16 protein-coding genes are annotated in these 14,819 nt (G+C 66.1%); 12 read left to right on the top strand and 4 right to left on the bottom strand.

Going from position 1 to position 14,819, the window contains the following annotated elements:
* The first annotated feature begins 64 nt into the window (after nucleotides 1-64).
* The 3 genes from purM (at nucleotide 65) to G7Y85_RS07865 (ending at nucleotide 2,726) form a co-directional block, all read left to right on the top strand.
* Nucleotides 65-1,096: a phosphoribosylformylglycinamidine cyclo-ligase gene (gene purM / locus G7Y85_RS07855; protein ID WP_166254438.1), complete on the top strand. Its 1,032-nt coding sequence runs from the start codon at nucleotides 65-67 to the stop codon at nucleotides 1,094-1,096.
* Nucleotides 1,097-1,254: 158 nt separating this feature from the next.
* Entirely contained in the window at nucleotides 1,255-1,917 is a 663-nt protein-coding gene (purN, locus tag G7Y85_RS07860) for a phosphoribosylglycinamide formyltransferase (RefSeq protein ID WP_166254442.1), read from the top strand.
* Complete coding sequence (locus G7Y85_RS07865; protein ID WP_166254445.1) at nucleotides 1,914-2,726, top strand: DUF3108 domain-containing protein; 813 nt, start codon at nucleotides 1,914-1,916, stop codon at nucleotides 2,724-2,726. Before purN ends, G7Y85_RS07865 begins: the two co-directional genes overlap by 4 nt.
* A gap of 19 nt (nucleotides 2,727-2,745) precedes the next feature.
* Here G7Y85_RS07865 and G7Y85_RS07870 read toward each other — a convergent pair whose 3' ends face one another.
* Complete coding sequence (locus tag G7Y85_RS07870) at nucleotides 2,746-4,101, bottom strand: MBL fold metallo-hydrolase (RefSeq protein WP_166254448.1); 1,356 nt, start codon at nucleotides 4,099-4,101, stop codon at nucleotides 2,746-2,748.
* 135 nt (nucleotides 4,102-4,236) lie between these two features.
* On the opposite strand from G7Y85_RS07870, the gene G7Y85_RS07875 reads away from it, so the two are divergent.
* From G7Y85_RS07875 to G7Y85_RS07885, 3 genes are all read left to right on the top strand, one after another.
* Nucleotides 4,237-6,045 carry an ABC transporter transmembrane domain-containing protein gene (locus G7Y85_RS07875; RefSeq protein ID WP_166254708.1) on the top strand — a complete coding sequence of 603 codons (1,809 nt, stop codon included), beginning with the start codon at nucleotides 4,237-4,239 and terminating at the stop codon, nucleotides 6,043-6,045.
* A 131-nt stretch (nucleotides 6,046-6,176) separates the two neighbouring features.
* A complete protein-coding gene (tal, locus tag G7Y85_RS07880) occupies nucleotides 6,177-7,304 on the top strand; it encodes a transaldolase (protein ID WP_166254451.1) in 1,128 nt (375 codons plus the stop codon).
* Between the two features lie 318 nt (nucleotides 7,305-7,622).
* Nucleotides 7,623-7,952 (top strand): BON domain-containing protein, encoded by a 330-nt coding sequence (locus tag G7Y85_RS07885; protein ID WP_166254454.1) that lies wholly within the window; start codon nucleotides 7,623-7,625, stop codon nucleotides 7,950-7,952.
* Between the two features lie 86 nt (nucleotides 7,953-8,038).
* On the opposite strand, the gene G7Y85_RS07890 is transcribed toward G7Y85_RS07885, so the two are convergent.
* On the bottom strand, nucleotides 8,039-8,416 hold the full coding sequence (locus G7Y85_RS07890; protein ID WP_166254457.1) for an RNA-binding S4 domain-containing protein: 378 nt from the start codon (nucleotides 8,414-8,416) through the stop codon (nucleotides 8,039-8,041).
* Nucleotides 8,417-8,429: 13 nt separating this feature from the next.
* On the bottom strand, nucleotides 8,430-9,128 hold the full coding sequence (locus G7Y85_RS07895; RefSeq protein ID WP_366514929.1) for a phosphoadenylyl-sulfate reductase: 699 nt from the start codon (nucleotides 9,126-9,128) through the stop codon (nucleotides 8,430-8,432).
* Nucleotides 9,129-9,253: 125 nt separating this feature from the next.
* On the opposite strand from G7Y85_RS07895, the gene G7Y85_RS07900 reads away from it, so the two are divergent.
* The 6 genes from G7Y85_RS07900 (at nucleotide 9,254) to G7Y85_RS07925 (ending at nucleotide 13,832) form a co-directional block, all read left to right on the top strand.
* Complete coding sequence (locus G7Y85_RS07900; RefSeq protein ID WP_166254463.1) at nucleotides 9,254-9,802, top strand: TlpA family protein disulfide reductase; 549 nt, start codon at nucleotides 9,254-9,256, stop codon at nucleotides 9,800-9,802.
* Between the two features lie 13 nt (nucleotides 9,803-9,815).
* Nucleotides 9,816-10,202 (top strand): group II truncated hemoglobin, encoded by a 387-nt coding sequence (locus tag G7Y85_RS07905; protein ID WP_166254466.1) that lies wholly within the window; start codon nucleotides 9,816-9,818, stop codon nucleotides 10,200-10,202.
* Between the two features lie 87 nt (nucleotides 10,203-10,289).
* Nucleotides 10,290-10,901: a paraquat-inducible protein A gene (locus tag G7Y85_RS07910; RefSeq protein ID WP_166254469.1), complete on the top strand. Its 612-nt coding sequence runs from the start codon at nucleotides 10,290-10,292 to the stop codon at nucleotides 10,899-10,901.
* Nucleotides 10,898-11,527, top strand: a complete 630-nt coding sequence (locus G7Y85_RS07915; RefSeq protein ID WP_166254472.1) for a paraquat-inducible protein A — start codon at nucleotides 10,898-10,900, stop codon at nucleotides 11,525-11,527. Before G7Y85_RS07910 ends, G7Y85_RS07915 begins: the two co-directional genes overlap by 4 nt.
* Nucleotides 11,524-13,185 carry a PqiB family protein gene (locus tag G7Y85_RS07920; protein ID WP_166254475.1) on the top strand — a complete coding sequence of 554 codons (1,662 nt, stop codon included), beginning with the start codon at nucleotides 11,524-11,526 and terminating at the stop codon, nucleotides 13,183-13,185. Before G7Y85_RS07915 ends, G7Y85_RS07920 begins: the two co-directional genes overlap by 4 nt.
* Nucleotides 13,182-13,832 carry a PqiC family protein gene (locus tag G7Y85_RS07925; protein ID WP_166254478.1) on the top strand — a complete coding sequence of 217 codons (651 nt, stop codon included), beginning with the start codon at nucleotides 13,182-13,184 and terminating at the stop codon, nucleotides 13,830-13,832. The genes G7Y85_RS07920 and G7Y85_RS07925 overlap by 4 nt, the downstream gene beginning before the upstream one ends.
* 76 nt (nucleotides 13,833-13,908) lie before the next feature.
* On the opposite strand, the gene G7Y85_RS07930 is transcribed toward G7Y85_RS07925, so the two are convergent.
* Nucleotides 13,909-14,709 carry an aspartyl/asparaginyl beta-hydroxylase domain-containing protein gene (locus G7Y85_RS07930; protein ID WP_166254481.1) on the bottom strand — a complete coding sequence of 267 codons (801 nt, stop codon included), beginning with the start codon at nucleotides 14,707-14,709 and terminating at the stop codon, nucleotides 13,909-13,911.
* Nucleotides 14,710-14,819 lie beyond the last annotated feature (110 nt).

Genomic DNA, 14,819 nt, shown 5'->3' on the forward strand with positions numbered 1-14,819 from the left:
AATCCGTCGGTCCGCGATCCGGTGCCGGCATTTCCACGATTTTTCGAATATCCAGGGCAGACGAATGAAGAAGAGCACCGGGCTGAGCTATCGCGACGCCGGCGTCGATATCGACGCGGGCGATGCGCTGGTCGACGACATCAAGAAGATCGTCAAGTCGACGCGCCGCCCAGAAGTACTGGCCGGTGTCGGCGGTTTCGGCGCGCTGGTGGGTCTGCCGAAGAAGTACAAGAAGCCGGTGCTGGTGTCGGGCACCGACGGGGTCGGTACCAAGCTGCGACTTGGCATCGACACCGGTCGGGTGCAGGGCCTGGGCCAGGATCTGGTCGCGATGTGCGTCAACGATGTCCTCGTGTCCGGCGCCGAACCGCTGTTCTTTCTCGACTACTACGCCACCGGCAAGCTCGATCAGAAGATCGCTGCGCAGGTCATCAAGGGTGTCGCGCAGGGGTGCAAGCTGGCCGGCTGTGCGCTGGTTGGTGGCGAGACCGCGGAAATGCCGGGCATGTACCAGCCGGGCGATTTCGATCTGGCCGGCTTTTGCGTTGCCGTTGCCGAGCAGTCGAAGATCATCGATGGCAGCAAGATCAAGGTCGGCGACGTGCTGATCGGCCTGCCGTCGTCCGGCCCGCATTCGAACGGCTATTCGCTGGTGCGCAAGATTCTCGAAGTCGCCAGGGCCGATCTGAAGACGCCGATCGGCAAGGGCACGCTCGCCGATGCGCTGATGGCGCCGACCACGATCTACGTCAAGCCGGTGTTGAAGCTGCTCGAGCAGGGCATCAAGGTGCGCGGCATGTCGCACATCACCGGCGGCGGCATCACCGGCAATCTGCCGCGCGCATTCGCCAGGGGCATCGCCGCGGTCGTCGATACCCAGGGCTGGAAGCGCCCGGAGATCTTCGATTGGCTGCAGGATCGGGGCGGTGTCGCGCAGGACGAGATGTGGCGCGTCTTCAACTGCGGCGTCGGCTTCGTGCTGATCGTGCCGCGCCTGCAGGCCGACGCGGCGATGGCGAGCCTCAGGAAGTCCGGCAGCAAGCCGTTTCTGATGGGCGAGATCGTGCGCGGCAAGCAGGATGTCCGCTACGCGTGAATCATCGTTCAGGCTACTACGCTTGGTATCTCGCGCGTCGGCGGTGCTCGCAATGCTCACGTACTGAAGTACGCTGCGCTTGCTGTGCTCCGGCGTCGCGCGACCTGCCGTCGCTCGCGACGCCTGCATGACGATTCACTCAGTGGATTGCTGATTTGATGAGTGCTCGTATCGCGGTTCTCATTTCCGGTGAAGGCCGCAATCTGCAGGCCTTGATCGACGCCTGCGCGGATCGGCGCATCGACGGCGAGATCGTCTGCGTGCTGAGCAATCGCGCCGATGCCGGCGGTCTGCTGCGGGCGCAGCGGGCCGGTATCGCAAGCGAGGTCTTGTCGCACCGCGACTACGTGAGTCGCGAGGCATTCGACGCGACGATGATCGCGCGTCTGCGCGCGCATGCGCCGGACATCGTCGTGCTGGCCGGATTCATGCGAATCCTGACGCCGTCATTCATTGCCGCCTTTGCCGGCCGCATGCTCAACATCCATCCGTCGCTGCTGCCGCGGCATGCGGGCCTGCATACGCACGAGGCCGCACTGGCGGCCGGTGACGCCCGCCACGGTGCCACCGTGCATTTCGTCAACGAGCAGCTCGACGGCGGGCCGCTGGTCATTCAGGGCGAATTAAGCGTGCGGCCCGACGATGGTCCGGAATCACTCGCGGCCCGCGTGATGGGGGAGATCGAACTGAAGATCTATCCGCAGGCGGTGGCCTGGATGGCCCGCGGCGAGCTGGCGCTGACCGGATCGCAGGTCCGGTTGCGGGGAAGGATCCTCAACGCACCACTGGGGCTGGACGCACTCGAGGAGAGTTTTCGATGAGGCAGTTGTACAAGACCGCTGCGTGGGCGGGCATCGTCGTCGCCGTGCTGACGGCAAGGGCGCTGCCGGCACGGGCTGCGGCCGGCAGCAGCGCCGGCGCGACGGCGGCGGCTTCCACGGCGGCGGCGAACGCGAATGCCGACGTTGCCGAGCCGGCAAAGCTGGACGCCGATTTCTGGGCGCCGAGGGCCGACCGCTACAGCGTCGAATGGGGCAGTGTCTCGCTTGGCGAGGGCACGATCTCGCTGAAGCCGACCGACGACGACTGCTTCGAATACCACTCGGAAACCGATCCGATCGCGATCGTGCGCTGGACCTACGGTTCGCCCAGCGAATTCAGCACGTTCTGCGTGCACGACGGCCAGGTCTTTCCGACGCACTTCCAGTACAGCAACGACCATCGCACGGACGACAACTTCACGCTCGACTTCGATCCGAAGGCGCAGCGTGTGAAGATGATCCAGGGTGGTGACATCACCGAGATTCACGTACCCGATCCGGTCTATGACCGCTTCTCGATCCAGGAAGCGGTGCGCCTGTGGGCGGCCCGCAATGCCGGGCGCATCGGCCTCGAGCGCGACTTTGCGTTTCTGGACGAGGACAAGCTGAGGACCTACCGCTTCCGCATCCAGCCGCACGAGACCGTGAAGACGCCGGCCGGAAGTTTCGACACGGTGCTGGTCGAACGCATCGACAACCCGAAGAAGTCGTATCGCTACTGGCTGGCGCCGTCGCGCGAATACATCCCGGTCAGGATCGAGCACATCAACAAGGGCAAGACCGAACTGCGCATGGCGCTGCTGAAGTAGCCGCCGCTCCGCTGCCGGTCTATCGGCCGGTTTCGAGCACGCCTTCGGCGCGCAGCTTGTCGAGGTGGCTTTCGATGTTGAGGCGCGCGAGCGGGAGCAGGCGCGGATCGACATCGCTGTAGATCGTCTTCAGCATGGTGTCGAGATCCTGACCCTCGTGCCACAGCGCCAGCACCTGCTGCTCGCGCTGGCGGCGATGCTTCAGGGTTTCCTCCAGCCGGTAGACGGTGCCGAGCGCGATGCCGTGCGACGGGATGATCACGCGCGGCGCCAGTGCGATCAGTCGTTCCAGCGTCGCGAAGTACTTGCGCATGTCGCCTTCCGGCTTGGCGATGACGACGGTGCCGATGCCCTGGATCAGATCGCCGACGATGCACCAGCTGCGGTCTTCCGGCATCAATGCCAGATGGCCTTCGTCGTGGCCCGGGACTTCGTGGACGTGCACCGCGCGGCCCAGCCAGCGGCAGATCACGTCGCCTTCGCGGTAGTGATGCACGGCAAGCTCGTGAAAGTAGTCCATGCCCTTCTTCGCCAGCAGGCGTTGCTGGGTGTCTTCGGACATGCCGATCGGCACGCCGAGACGCCGCGCGATATCCGGCGCGCGTTCGTGATGGTCCGGATGATGGTGGGTGAGGAAGACCTCGTGGATACCGTAGCGGTCGACCAGTCCGCACAGTTTGTCCATTTCCTCGTCGCTGGCCGGCGACGGGTCGACCAGAATGCGATGTGACTGCGAGTCGCCGAGCAGAAAGCAGTTGGTGTGTTCGGCGGGCGGCAAGGTATGCGAACGCACGAGGATGTTGCGGACGCCGTAGGGCACTTCGATGACCGGCAGTTCGAAGTCGACGCGCCTGCGGAAATCCAGACCCGGTACGTCGTCGAGCGTGATGTCGCCGGCCAGCGCCTCGATGACCGCCAGCGTCGGCGGCGCGGCCAGCAGCTGGCCGTCGCGGTAGCGCGCCAGCCAGGCGGACGGTGTCGCCCACTCCGCCGAATGAATCTCGTGCAGGTCGACCGTCACGGCCGGCTTGTCTGCGAGTTCGATGATGAAGAAATGAGTGTTGAAGCGGCGCGCCTGATTCGGCGGCGTCAGCGCGATGCCGATCGGCCGGACGCGAATGCCGGCAGCGGGCACCGTCGTCAGGTCGACCGACAGTTCCTCGCGGATCTCGCGCAGCAGGCTGCGCAGCAGACGTCCCTCGAAGCCGTCGCAGAACGATGGCAACGCATCGCCGTCGCTGTCTTCCGGATCGATCTTGCCACCGGGAAACGCGTGATAGCCGGGAAACGCCTTCAGGAATGGCTGGCGCCGCACCATCAGCATTTCATTGCCGCTGACGATGACGGCGGTGACGGCGTCGACGATCTTGCTCATTTCAGTTCCGGGCCGGACGAGCGGCCATTATCGCGCGCGGGGCCGGATCGCGTCGCGACGGTCGCGGCGGGCAGGTCGTAGAATGCGGCGCGCTCCCACTGTCGGGACGCCGCAATGGCCAAGGACAGACACGACATGACGGCACAGCCGATCGAACAGGCAGCGCTCGACGCTGCGCTGGAAACGCCGGAGGTGGCAAAGCCGGCGGCGCGCCGCCGCCTCAGCGCCTTGCGCAGTCTGGGCCCTTATCTGCGCCGCTACCGGCTGCGGCTGTTGCTGGCGCTGCTGATGCTGTGCACCAGTTCGGCGGCATTTCTGGCCGTGCCGCTGGCGTTCCGCGGACTGATCGATCACGGCTTTGTCGCCGGCGGCCAGATGCAGGGGCATTTCCTCGGCCTGTTCGGGATCGCCGTGCTCTGGGGTTGCGCCAGCGCCGCGCGCTTCTATCAGGTCAGCTGGATCGGCGAACGCATCACCGCCGATCTGCGCAGCGCGGTCTATCACCGCATGCTCGATCAGTCGCCCGAGTACTTCGAAACCACGCGTACCGGCGAGGTGCTGTCGCGTCTGACCGGCGATACGACCCTGGTGCAGACCGTGGTCGGCTCGTCGATGTCGATGGGCCTGCGCAGTTTCTTCCAGTTCACCGGCGGCCTGCTGATGCTGGCCGTGACCAGCCCCAAACTGTTCTTCGTGACCCTGCTGCTGCTGCTGTTCGTGGTTGTGCCGCTGGTGATGACCGGCCGCCGTCTGCGCAAGCTGTCGCGCGAATCGCAGGATCGCATTGCCGACAGTTCGGCCGTTGCCGGCGAGGTCCTCAACGCCATTCCCACGGTACAGGCCTTCACCAACGAGGCCTACGAAACCGGCCGTTTCGACGATGCGGTGGAGCGCAGCTTCACGACCGCGATCCGCCGCACGCTGATGCGCGCGCTGCTGACCGGCGGCATGATCGTCGGCGTGTTCGGTGCGATCGTGTTCGTGCTCTGGCTCGGCGCGCAGTCGGTCGCCAGCGGTGCGATGACGGCCGGCGAGCTGACCTCGTTCATCATGTACGCAGCGATCACCGCCGGCGGCGTCGGCGTGCTCGCCGAGGTCTGGGGCGACGTGATGCGTGCTGCCGGCGCCACCGAGCGCCTGATGGAGCTGATGCGCGCGGAGCCGACGATCGCGGCGCCGGCGCAGCCGCGCCGGCTGCCGGAAACGCGTCAGGCACGGCTGCAGTTCGATCGCGTCAGCTTCCGCTATCCGTCGCGGCCGCTGACCGCGGCACTGGACGGCCTCGACCTCGACATTCGCGAAGGCGAGACGGTCGCGCTGGTCGGCCCGAGCGGCGCCGGCAAGACCACCGTCTTCCAGCTGCTGCAGCGCTTCTACGATGTCGGCGCCGGCGCGATCCGCCTCAATGGCGTGGACATCCGCGAGCTGCATCCGAACAGCTTGCGTGCGCACATCGGCCTGGTGCCGCAGGAGCCGGTGGTGTTCTCGACCGATGCGCTCGAGAACATCCGCTATGGCCGGCGCGACGCCAGCGATGCCGAGGTCATTGCCGCGGCGCGCACGGCGCTCGCCGACGAGTTCATCGTGCGGCTGCCGGACGGTTACCAGACCTTTCTCGGCGAGCGCGGCACGCGCCTGTCGGGCGGACAGAGACAGCGCATCGCGATCGCGCGCGCCATTCTCAAGAATCCGCCGCTGCTGTTGCTCGACGAGGCGACCAGTGCGCTCGACGCCGAAAGCGAGGCGCTGGTGCAGCGCGGCCTGGAAGCGGCGATGGCGGGGCGTACGACGCTGATCATCGCGCACCGTCTGGCGACCGTGCAGCAGGCCGATCGCATCGTCGTGCTCGAAAACGGCCGCGTGATCGAGGTCGGCACGCCGGCGGAGCTGGCGCGCAGCGGTGGTCTCTACGCGCGGCTGGCGAGCCTGCAGCTGGTGTCCTAGATCGTGGGACGAACGGCCGCCCGCAGCGCCGCCACGGGATGCAGCGGTGCCTGGTTCACGACAGCTTCAGATGTTCCGATAATGATGTCGCTGCCCGCGGTTCCGACCGCCTCTGTCCGCCGTGAGACTTCATGAACCGTTTGCAAGCCGTGCATGCGCTGGGCCAGTCCATCTGGGTCGATTTCATCAGCCGCGAGTTGCTGGCGTCCGGCGGCCTGCGACGGCTGATCGAGGACGACGCCGTCACCGGCCTGACCTCGAACCCGGCGATCTTCGAAAAGGCGATCGGTGCCGGCGGTGACTACGACGCCGCACTGCGCACGCTGGTCGCGGCTGGCACCCGCGAACCGGCCACCTTGTTCGAGCATCTTGCGATCGACGATATCCGCGCCGCGGCCGATGAATTCCGCAAGGTCTATGACCAGACCCGCGCCGCCGACGGTTACGTCAGTCTCGAAGTCTCGCCGCGGCTGGCCAACGACGCGGCCGGCACGATCGCGCAGGCGCGCCGCCTGTGGGCGGAAGTGCGACGCGACAATCTGATGATCAAGGTGCCCGGCACCGCCGCCGGCGTCGAGGCGGTGCGCACGCTGATCGGCGAGGGTATCAACGTCAATGTCACCCTGCTGTTTTCGCGCGAGGCCTACCGCGCCGTTGCCGAAGCCTACGTCGATGGCGTCGAAACCTGGACGCAGCGCAACGGCAGTGCCGCGAACATCGCCAGCGTCGCCAGCTTCTTCGTCAGCCGCATCGATGCAGCGATGGATGCCGAGCTGCAAGGTCGCATCGACGCCGGCGATCCGGCTTCGGCGCGCTTGCAGAAGTTGCTGGGCAGCGTCGCAATCGCCAATGCGCGGCTTGCCTATCAGGACAGCAAGGCCATCTTCACGACACCGCGTTGGCAGCAGCTGGCGCAGCAGTCGCGCGCGCGTCCGCAGCGTCTGCTGTGGGCGAGCACCGGCACCAAGAATCCGGCATTCCGTGACACGCTGTACGTCGAGGAACTGATCGGTCCCGACACCGTCAACACGGTGCCGCCGGCGACGCTCGATGCGTTTCGCGATCACGGCGAAGCCCGTTCGCGGCTGCAGCAGGCGATCGGCGAGGCGCAGGCGGTATTCGACGAGATCGACGCACTGCAGCTGCCGTTCGCGTCGATCGTCGAGCGTCTGGTCGTCGATGGCGTGCAGCTGTTCGTCGATGCCGACGACAAGCTGCTCGCAGCAGTGACCCGCAAGCGGGACGCCGCCGGCGTCTAAGGCCTGTCGACGCTCATGGCGCCATCCCGAGACGGGGCTGGCACGCTTCGCCACATCGCTGCGTCTCCCGTCGCGCATGTACCCCACACGTACACTTCACTCCTCGTTCCTGCGCTGCGGCAGAACGAACTCGGTCACGGCGATGTCATCAGCGTTGACAGGCCCCGGCGCACCGGCGCTGTCGCTGAGCCGGCGATGAACTTCGAAGTCAGCTTCAATTCAGAGCGATAAGGCAGCATGGTGGCCGTCCGGAAATGATCCGGTACCCACCCGGTCCGCAACAGGATGTCGCGGATCGCAGTGACAAGGAGAGTCGAAATGAAGATGAAAGCCCTGCTTGTAGCAACGATGCTCACCGTGGGCGCAGCTCCGCTGCTGGCGCAGGCCGACACCGCGCCGGCCCACAAGACCGAGGCTGGCCAGTACGTCGCAGATTCGGCGATCACCGCCAAGGTGAAGGCCGCGTTGCTGGCCGAGAAGGGTCTGAAGTCGACCGACATCAGCGTCGAGACCCAGAATGGCAGCGTGCAGCTGTCCGGCTACGTGGTGTCCTCGGCGCAGATCGACCAGGCGGTCGATGTGACCAAGCACGTGAATGGCGTGAAGGACGTGAACAACGACCTTCGCCTGAAGACCGCCACCGAGTAGCGGTGCAGGTCTTCGACCCCGTCACGACTCCGGTCGTGGCGGGATTTTTTTGCACGCTGTTCCGCGCTCGCGCCGAACCTCAACACCTAGAGACTGCGCTTGAACCGATCGAGGTCGCGGCGTTCCTTTTTGCTCGGCCGGTGATCGCTGATGGTCTGCCCGGCGGCACGCAGTTGCAGACGCAGCTGCTCTCGCCGCTGGGCGCCTTCCGCCGTTTCCTCGTAGAGCTGCCGGGCGTCCGGCGCGCCGCCGCGCTTGATCGACAGCCCGGTGACGACGATCTCGAACGCATCGTTGCCGCGCCGAACGTCCAGTTTCATGCCGAGGCGCACGTCCTTGGCGACCTTGCAGCGCTCGCCCTGACATCGGACATGGCCGGCTTCGATCGCCTCCCTGGCCAGCGTGCGCGTACGGAAGAAGCGCGCCGCCCACAGCCATTGATCGAGCCGGACGGCTTCGCTCACGTCTGCCGCAACCTCAGCGATGCAGACCGCACTCGGTCTTCGGCTTGCCGATCCAGCGCCCGCTGCGGCCTTCGCCGGGGACCGTGCAATGCACGCAGCCGATCGAATGAAAGCCCTTGGCCACCAGCGGGTGGAACGGCAGGTCGTGCTCGCGGATATAGGCATCGCGCTGCGCGTGCGTGACATCGAGCATGGGATTGAATTTCAGGATGCCGCCGCGCGCTTCGAAGATGTCGAGTTGCGCACGGTGCTCGGTGTCGGCCCGCATCAGGCTCGACACCCAGACATCGTAGTTCGGCTTGATCGCGTCCAGCGGTTCGACCTTGTTGATCGCGCAGCAGAAGTCCGGGTCGCGTTCGTAGGTCTTGTCGTCGACGCTGAACTGATGCTTCCAGCCCTCGGCGTGCACACTGAATACGTCCAGACCGAAACGCTCGATCAGGTAGTCGCGATAGGCCAGGGTTTCGGGAAAGTGGTAGCCGGTGTCGATGAACGCGAATTTCTGCCGCGGTTCGAGTTTCGAGATCAGGTGCAGGAAATAGGCGGACGTGGCGGCGAACGACGAGGTCACGAGCACCTTGTCGACATCGAATTCGCGATACATCTGCTCGATGCGATGGTCGAAGTCCATCGGTGCATAGCGCGCATTGAGCTCCGCAATCTGGTCCGCGTTGCGGACGGGGCTGCGGGTATCCGGTACTGCAGTGGCCACGTCCACGGATTCGTCCTGCTGGGGGCAACGGGATGCGGATTTTAAGGGATTGTGCGCCTGCTCGTGGCCGTCGTCGCAAAAAAGGAATATGCAAAGAGCATCGAGGCCTGCAGTAAAATTGCGCAATGCGTGGATCGACGGCCCCGGGATGGATGCTGGCAGCGGCGCTGGCGCTGGCGCTCGTGTCGGTGGCGCCGGCACGTGCCGATCCACCGGCAGTCGGCGATATCCCGCCCGATCGACTGGGCGTCGGCGCCGACGGTCGGCCGCTGCGGGTCAGCGACTACCGCGGACGGGTGCTGATCACCACGTTCTGGGCCTCATGGTGCGGACCCTGCGTGCGCGAACTGTCGCTGCTGGAACGCCTGCAGCGTGCGGCGGGTCGCGAGCGCGTTGCCGTGGTCGGCGTCGACTGGAACGAAAGCGCGGCGCAGTACCAGCGCATTGCCCGCAATCTGCAAAGCCTGCAGCTGAGCCTCAGCCTCGATGCCGACGGCCGGGTCGGCGAGGCCTACGCGGTGCGGGCGATACCGCGCATGTTCATCGTCGACCAGGACGGCCGCCTCGCGTATTCGCACACCGGCTACGACCCGGAGTCGTCGATCGCGACGATCGTCAACGAGGTCGACGAATTGCTGCAGCATCCGCCGGCGTCGCTGATGCCCGGCTCGTGACGACGGAGCACCGATGACAGCAAGTTTCTATGAGCGTCTGGGTAGCGATGAAACGGTGATCCGCGGCATCGTCGACGCGTTCTACGACCGGATGGACCGTGAACCGGCGGTGGCCGGGCTGCGCGCGCTGCATCCGGCCGATCTGTCCGGTTCGCGCGACAAGCTGTTCTGGTTTCTCTGTGGCTGGACCGGCGGCGAGACGCACTACGTGAGCCGCTTCGGACATCCTCGCCTGCGCGCCCGGCACCTGCCGTTCGCGATCGCCAGCAGCGAGCGCGACCAGTGGCTTGCGTGCATGGCCCATGCCCTGTGCGAGCGCGGCATCGAGGATGGTCTGCGCGACGAGCTGCTCGCCGCGCTGGTGCCGGTTGCCGACTGGATGCGCAACCGCGAGGGCTGAGCGCGCCGGCGGTGCCAAACGCCGGCGCAGGCTCTAGACTGGCACGATCGAGGACAGGGAGGTCGCGGCGCTTGCCGAAGCCGATTCATGCAGGCCAGCAAGTTCATCGTCTGTGAGCACTGTGATGTCGTCTATCAGCGCGCCGATCTGGCCCGCAAGCAGACGGCCTTGTGCGTGCGCTGCGGAGCCGAGTTGTACCGCGGCCCGACGATGCAGCTGCAGACCATGCTCGCGCTGGTGGTGACCAGTCTGGTGGTGTTCGTGATCGCCAATGTCTATCCGCTGGTGGCGATGGACATGCACGGCGTCGAGAACCACAGCACCCTGCTCGGTGCGATCGGCGCGGCATGGAATACCGGTGTCGGTTCGATCGCCGTGCTGGCCGCGCTGACCGTATTCCTGTTTCCGCTGACGCAGATTCTCCTGCTCGGCTATCTGCTCGGCTCGCTGCTGATCCTGCATCGCAAGCCGTTCGGCTTCATCGACATCATGCATGCCCTGCGCCTGATGCGGCCGTGGAGCATGGTCGAGGTGTTCCTGATCGGCGCGCTGGTTGCGGTCGTCAAGATCGCCGGCATGGCCGAGGTTCACGCCGAACCCGGCCTGTACGCGCTCGGCGTTCTGACCTTTCTGCTGACCGTGGTCAATGCCTTCGACCTGCGCCTGCTGTGGGACGCCCGCGAGCGCCTGCCCGAATGACGTTCCGCACTGCCAGCGACATGGGCCTGCTGCCCTGCGAAGCCTGCGGCCTGGTGTGCCGCGACGAAGCGTCGGTGAGCGCGCCCTGTTGTCCGCGCTGCGAGGCGCCGCTGCATCGTCGCAAGCACGACAGCGTGCGCCGCAGCTGGGCGTTCCTGATCGCGGCGGCGCTGCTGTACATCCCGGCCAACGCCCTGCCGATCATGCACACGCAGACCCTGCTCTATAACCAGCAGAACACCATCCTCGGCGGCATTCGCGTGCTCTGGCAGGAGGGCTCCTGGGACCTGGCGTTGATCGTGTTCATCGCCAGCATCTGCGTGCCGATCCTGAAGATCGTTGCCCTGACCGTGCTGCTGATCAGTTCGCGCCGCCAGTCGCGGTGGGCCCGGCGCGGCCGTGCGCGCCTGTATCGCCTGCTCGAATTCGTCGGCCAGTGGTCGATGCTGGACATCTTCGTCGTCGCCCTGCTGGTGTCGCTGGTCGATTTCCACACGGTGGCGGAAGTGCACGCCGGCCCCGGCGCGGTGGCATTCGGTGCCGTCGTCGTGCTGACGATGCTGGCCTCCATGAGTTTTGATCCCCGCCTGATCTGGGACGAATCTCCGACAGTGAGTACGTCATGAGCGATCGCGAACCGATGTCCGAACCGGGCACGCCCCTGCCGAAGCCCGCGGTGCATACCGGCCGGCGCTGGAGCCTGTCGCTGATCTGGCTGGTACCGGCGGTCGCGGCGCTCGCGGGCTTTGTGCTCGTGCTGCGCGCCTGGCTGGCATCCGGACCGGCGATCACCATTCACTTCGACAGCGCCGAAGGCCTGGAAGCCGGGACCACGGAGGTGCGCTACAAGGATGTCGTGGTCGGCAAGGTCAAGCGCATCCGTCTCAGCAAGGATCACGAGCAGGTGCTGGTCAAGGTCGAACTGAGCCACGATGCCGCCGATCTGGCGGTCGAGGACACCAAGTTCTGGATCGTCCGGCCGCGGATCGGTCTCGGCGGCGTGTCCGGCCTCAACACCCTGCTGTCCGGTGCCTACATCGGCGTCGATCTCGGCCGCTCCAAGGAGGATCGCTCCGACTTCGATGGCCTGGAAGTCCCGCCGGCGGTGACCACCGACCAGAAAGGACGCCGCTACATGCTCGAGGCGGCGGACCTCGGTTCGCTGGACATCGGTTCGCCGCTGTATTTCCGCCGCGAACCGGTCGGTCGGGTGGTTGCGCACAAGCTGCGCGACGACGGTCGCGGCGTGACCCTGGAGATATTCGTCAACAGCCCCTACGACCGTTTCGTCACGAACAACGCACGTTTCTGGAACGCCAGCGGCGTCGACGTCAGCGCCAGTGCGTCCGGCTTCAAGCTCAACACCGAATCGCTGGCGGCAGTGGTTGCCGGCGGGGTCGCGTTCCAGGCGCCGTCGCCGGACAGCGCCGGCGAGGTGGCGGCGGAGAACGCGCATTTCACGCTGTTCGACAATCGCGACGCAGCGATGGCGCCGCCCGACGGCGTGGCGATGAACGTGCGCATGCGCTTCAACCAGTCGATGCGTGGCCTGGTGGTCGGCGCGCCGGTCGATTTTCGCGGCGTCGTGCTCGGCAACGTCACGGCCACGGCGCTCGACTACGACACCGACGCGCGCAAGCTGTTTGCGGTCGTCGACGCACGCATCTATCCCGAACGTCTCGGCGAGCTGTTCGAGCGTCAGATCAGGAAATCGGGTGACGAGAAACGGGCGACGGTCGATTTCTTCACGCGCATGATCGGCTATGGCCTGCGCGCGCAAATGCGCCCCGGCAATCTGCTGACCGGTCAGCTGTATGTGTCGCTGGACTTCGATCGCAAGGCCGGCAAGGTGAGCGTCGATCGCAAGGCGCAGCCGTTCGAACTGCCGACGGTCACCGGCGGACTCGAGGAAATCCAGCAGCAGATCGCCGACATCGTCAACAAGATCGACCAGATTCCGTTCGACGAGATCGGCAACAACCTGAACGGCACGCTGAAGAGCGCCGACAGCCTGCTCAAGCAGCTCGACGGACAGGTGGCGCCGGAAGCGCGCCAGCTGATCCACGAGGCGCGCGATGCCGTCGATGCCGCCAACCAGAACATGCTGTCGTCCGGGTCGCCGCTGCAGCGCAATACGCAGGACACGCTGGCATCGGTCGATCGCATGGCGCGCTCGCTGCGCGAGCTGGCCGACTACCTCAAGCGGCACCCCGAGTCGCTGGTGTTCGGCAAGCAGGACGGCAAGGAACCGAGCGCCGACGGCAAACCGGAGAAACAGCCATGAGTCCTCATCCGAAACGCGGGCGTCGTCTGTGGCCGGCCGTGACCGCGCTGCTGATGGTGGCCGCCTGCAGCGACGATCACACGCATTTCTACACACTGTTGAAACCGGACACGGCCGCCCCGGCGGTCGCAGGCGAGGCCGCGTTCGTGATCGATGTGCAGCCGGTGCATGTGCCGGCGCAGGTCGATCAACCGGAGCTGGTCGTTCGCCAGGGCAGCGGCGAACTGGCGCTGGTCGAGACCCGACAGTGGATCGCGCCGCTCAAGGACGAGGTTCGCGGTGCGCTGTCCGCGGCGCTGTCGCAGCGCCTGCACACGCAGGATGTCGCCGGTGTCGCGGCACCGGCCGGCCTGCCGGTCTATCAGGTGATGCTCGACGTGCAGCGGTTCGACGGCTGGCTTGGGCACAGTGTCGACATCGGCGCGGTGTGGACGGTGCGCGCGAGCGGCGGCGGCATCGCGCCCGGTGCGGCGAACTCGTGGACCTGCGCGAGCCGCACGAACACCAAGGTTGGCGGCGGTTACGAGCCGCTGGTGATCGGTGCGCAGCAGGCGATGGCGCAGATCGCCGACCGGATCGCCACGCTGATTGTCGCTACCCGGCAGAACGCCGATCCCGCCGGCATACGCTGTCCGTCGGCGAGTTGATTCGCCGATTTGCGGACCGGAACGCGGAGTACGTCGTCGCGCGTTCGCGTCTGCCGATTCCGCTGGCGGCGCCGGCTCAGGGCTGCGCCTGGTAGTAGCCGCGCTTCCAGTCGCGGTGCCGGCGATTGGCGCGGCGCAGCAGCGGCAGGAAGCGGGCGATACCGAGAAACGCGCGATTCAGCAGATGCCAGGGCTGGCGCAGCGGTCGCGCGAAATCGATGAACAGCACCACGCGCCAGCCGTCGGTGTCGTTCCAGACCTCGTGATTGAAGCTGTCGTCGAAGATCAGGGTACGGCCTTCCTGCCAGTGACAGATGTGATTGCCGACGCGAATCGCGACGTGCTGCGCCGGTTCCGGCACGATCATCGCCAGATGACAGCGCAGGATGCCGTTGTAGGCCCCGCGGTGCGGGGGAATCTTCTTGCCGGGCGCGAGAATCGAGAAGAACGCGGTCGAGGCGCCCGGTATCGCGCGCAGCAGCCGCGTCGTTTCCGGGCAGCGCGCCTGGTTCTCCCGGCAATCCATGCCGGCGCTCAGCAGCCAGTAGGTCTTCCACTGATCGTCGGTCGTGATCGTGCGCACTTCGTCCAGGATCTGCTGGAAGGCCGGCAGGCGCTCGCGTGCCAGCATCACCTGATCGAGTTCGGCGCGGATCAGGCGCCACTGCGATTCGAGATACTGTGTCCACGGGAACATCGCACTGTCGTAGACCGGCGTGTCCGGCAGCTGCGAAACGCGCGCGACCAGCCGTTCGAGCATGGTCTGCAGATGGATGCCGATTCGCGCCGCCAGCGATCGCGAGCTGCCCAGCGTGTGGGTCCGATGGTCGAGATCCGCCGCTTGCCGATCGAAAGCCACTTGCGCGCTGTCGTTCATCGCCTGCCTTGTCCGCTTGTGTTGTGCCAGTCGGGGCCGGCAGCGCGTGCGACGTCGCAGGCCGGATTTCCGACAAGACGCTAGCGGCAGCGAGTGAACCGGTCCTGAAC

This window comes from Solimonas terrae, from assembly GCF_011067135.1.
Taxonomy (GTDB): Bacteria; Pseudomonadota; Gammaproteobacteria; order Nevskiales; family Nevskiaceae; genus Solimonas; species Solimonas terrae.

Coding starts and splice junctions, on each gene's coding strand:
- purM (WP_166254438.1), top strand. CDS start 65: ATGAAGAAGAGCACCGGGCTGAGCTATCGCGACGCCGGCGTCGATATC.
- purN (WP_166254442.1), top strand. CDS start 1,255: ATGAGTGCTCGTATCGCGGTTCTCATTTCCGGTGAAGGCCGCAATCTG.
- G7Y85_RS07865 (WP_166254445.1), top strand. CDS start 1,914: ATGAGGCAGTTGTACAAGACCGCTGCGTGGGCGGGCATCGTCGTCGCC.
- G7Y85_RS07870 (WP_166254448.1), bottom strand. CDS start 4,101: ATGAGCAAGATCGTCGACGCCGTCACCGCCGTCATCGTCAGCGGCAAT.
- G7Y85_RS07875 (WP_166254708.1), top strand. CDS start 4,237: ATGACGGCACAGCCGATCGAACAGGCAGCGCTCGACGCTGCGCTGGAA.
- tal (WP_166254451.1), top strand. CDS start 6,177: ATGAACCGTTTGCAAGCCGTGCATGCGCTGGGCCAGTCCATCTGGGTC.
- G7Y85_RS07885 (WP_166254454.1), top strand. CDS start 7,623: ATGAAGATGAAAGCCCTGCTTGTAGCAACGATGCTCACCGTGGGCGCA.
- G7Y85_RS07900 (WP_166254463.1), top strand. CDS start 9,254: ATGCGTGGATCGACGGCCCCGGGATGGATGCTGGCAGCGGCGCTGGCG.
- G7Y85_RS07905 (WP_166254466.1), top strand. CDS start 9,816: ATGACAGCAAGTTTCTATGAGCGTCTGGGTAGCGATGAAACGGTGATC.
- G7Y85_RS07910 (WP_166254469.1), top strand. CDS start 10,290: ATGCAGGCCAGCAAGTTCATCGTCTGTGAGCACTGTGATGTCGTCTAT.
- G7Y85_RS07915 (WP_166254472.1), top strand. CDS start 10,898: ATGACGTTCCGCACTGCCAGCGACATGGGCCTGCTGCCCTGCGAAGCC.
- G7Y85_RS07920 (WP_166254475.1), top strand. CDS start 11,524: ATGAGCGATCGCGAACCGATGTCCGAACCGGGCACGCCCCTGCCGAAG.
- G7Y85_RS07925 (WP_166254478.1), top strand. CDS start 13,182: ATGAGTCCTCATCCGAAACGCGGGCGTCGTCTGTGGCCGGCCGTGACC.
- G7Y85_RS07930 (WP_166254481.1), bottom strand. CDS start 14,709: ATGAACGACAGCGCGCAAGTGGCTTTCGATCGGCAAGCGGCGGATCTC.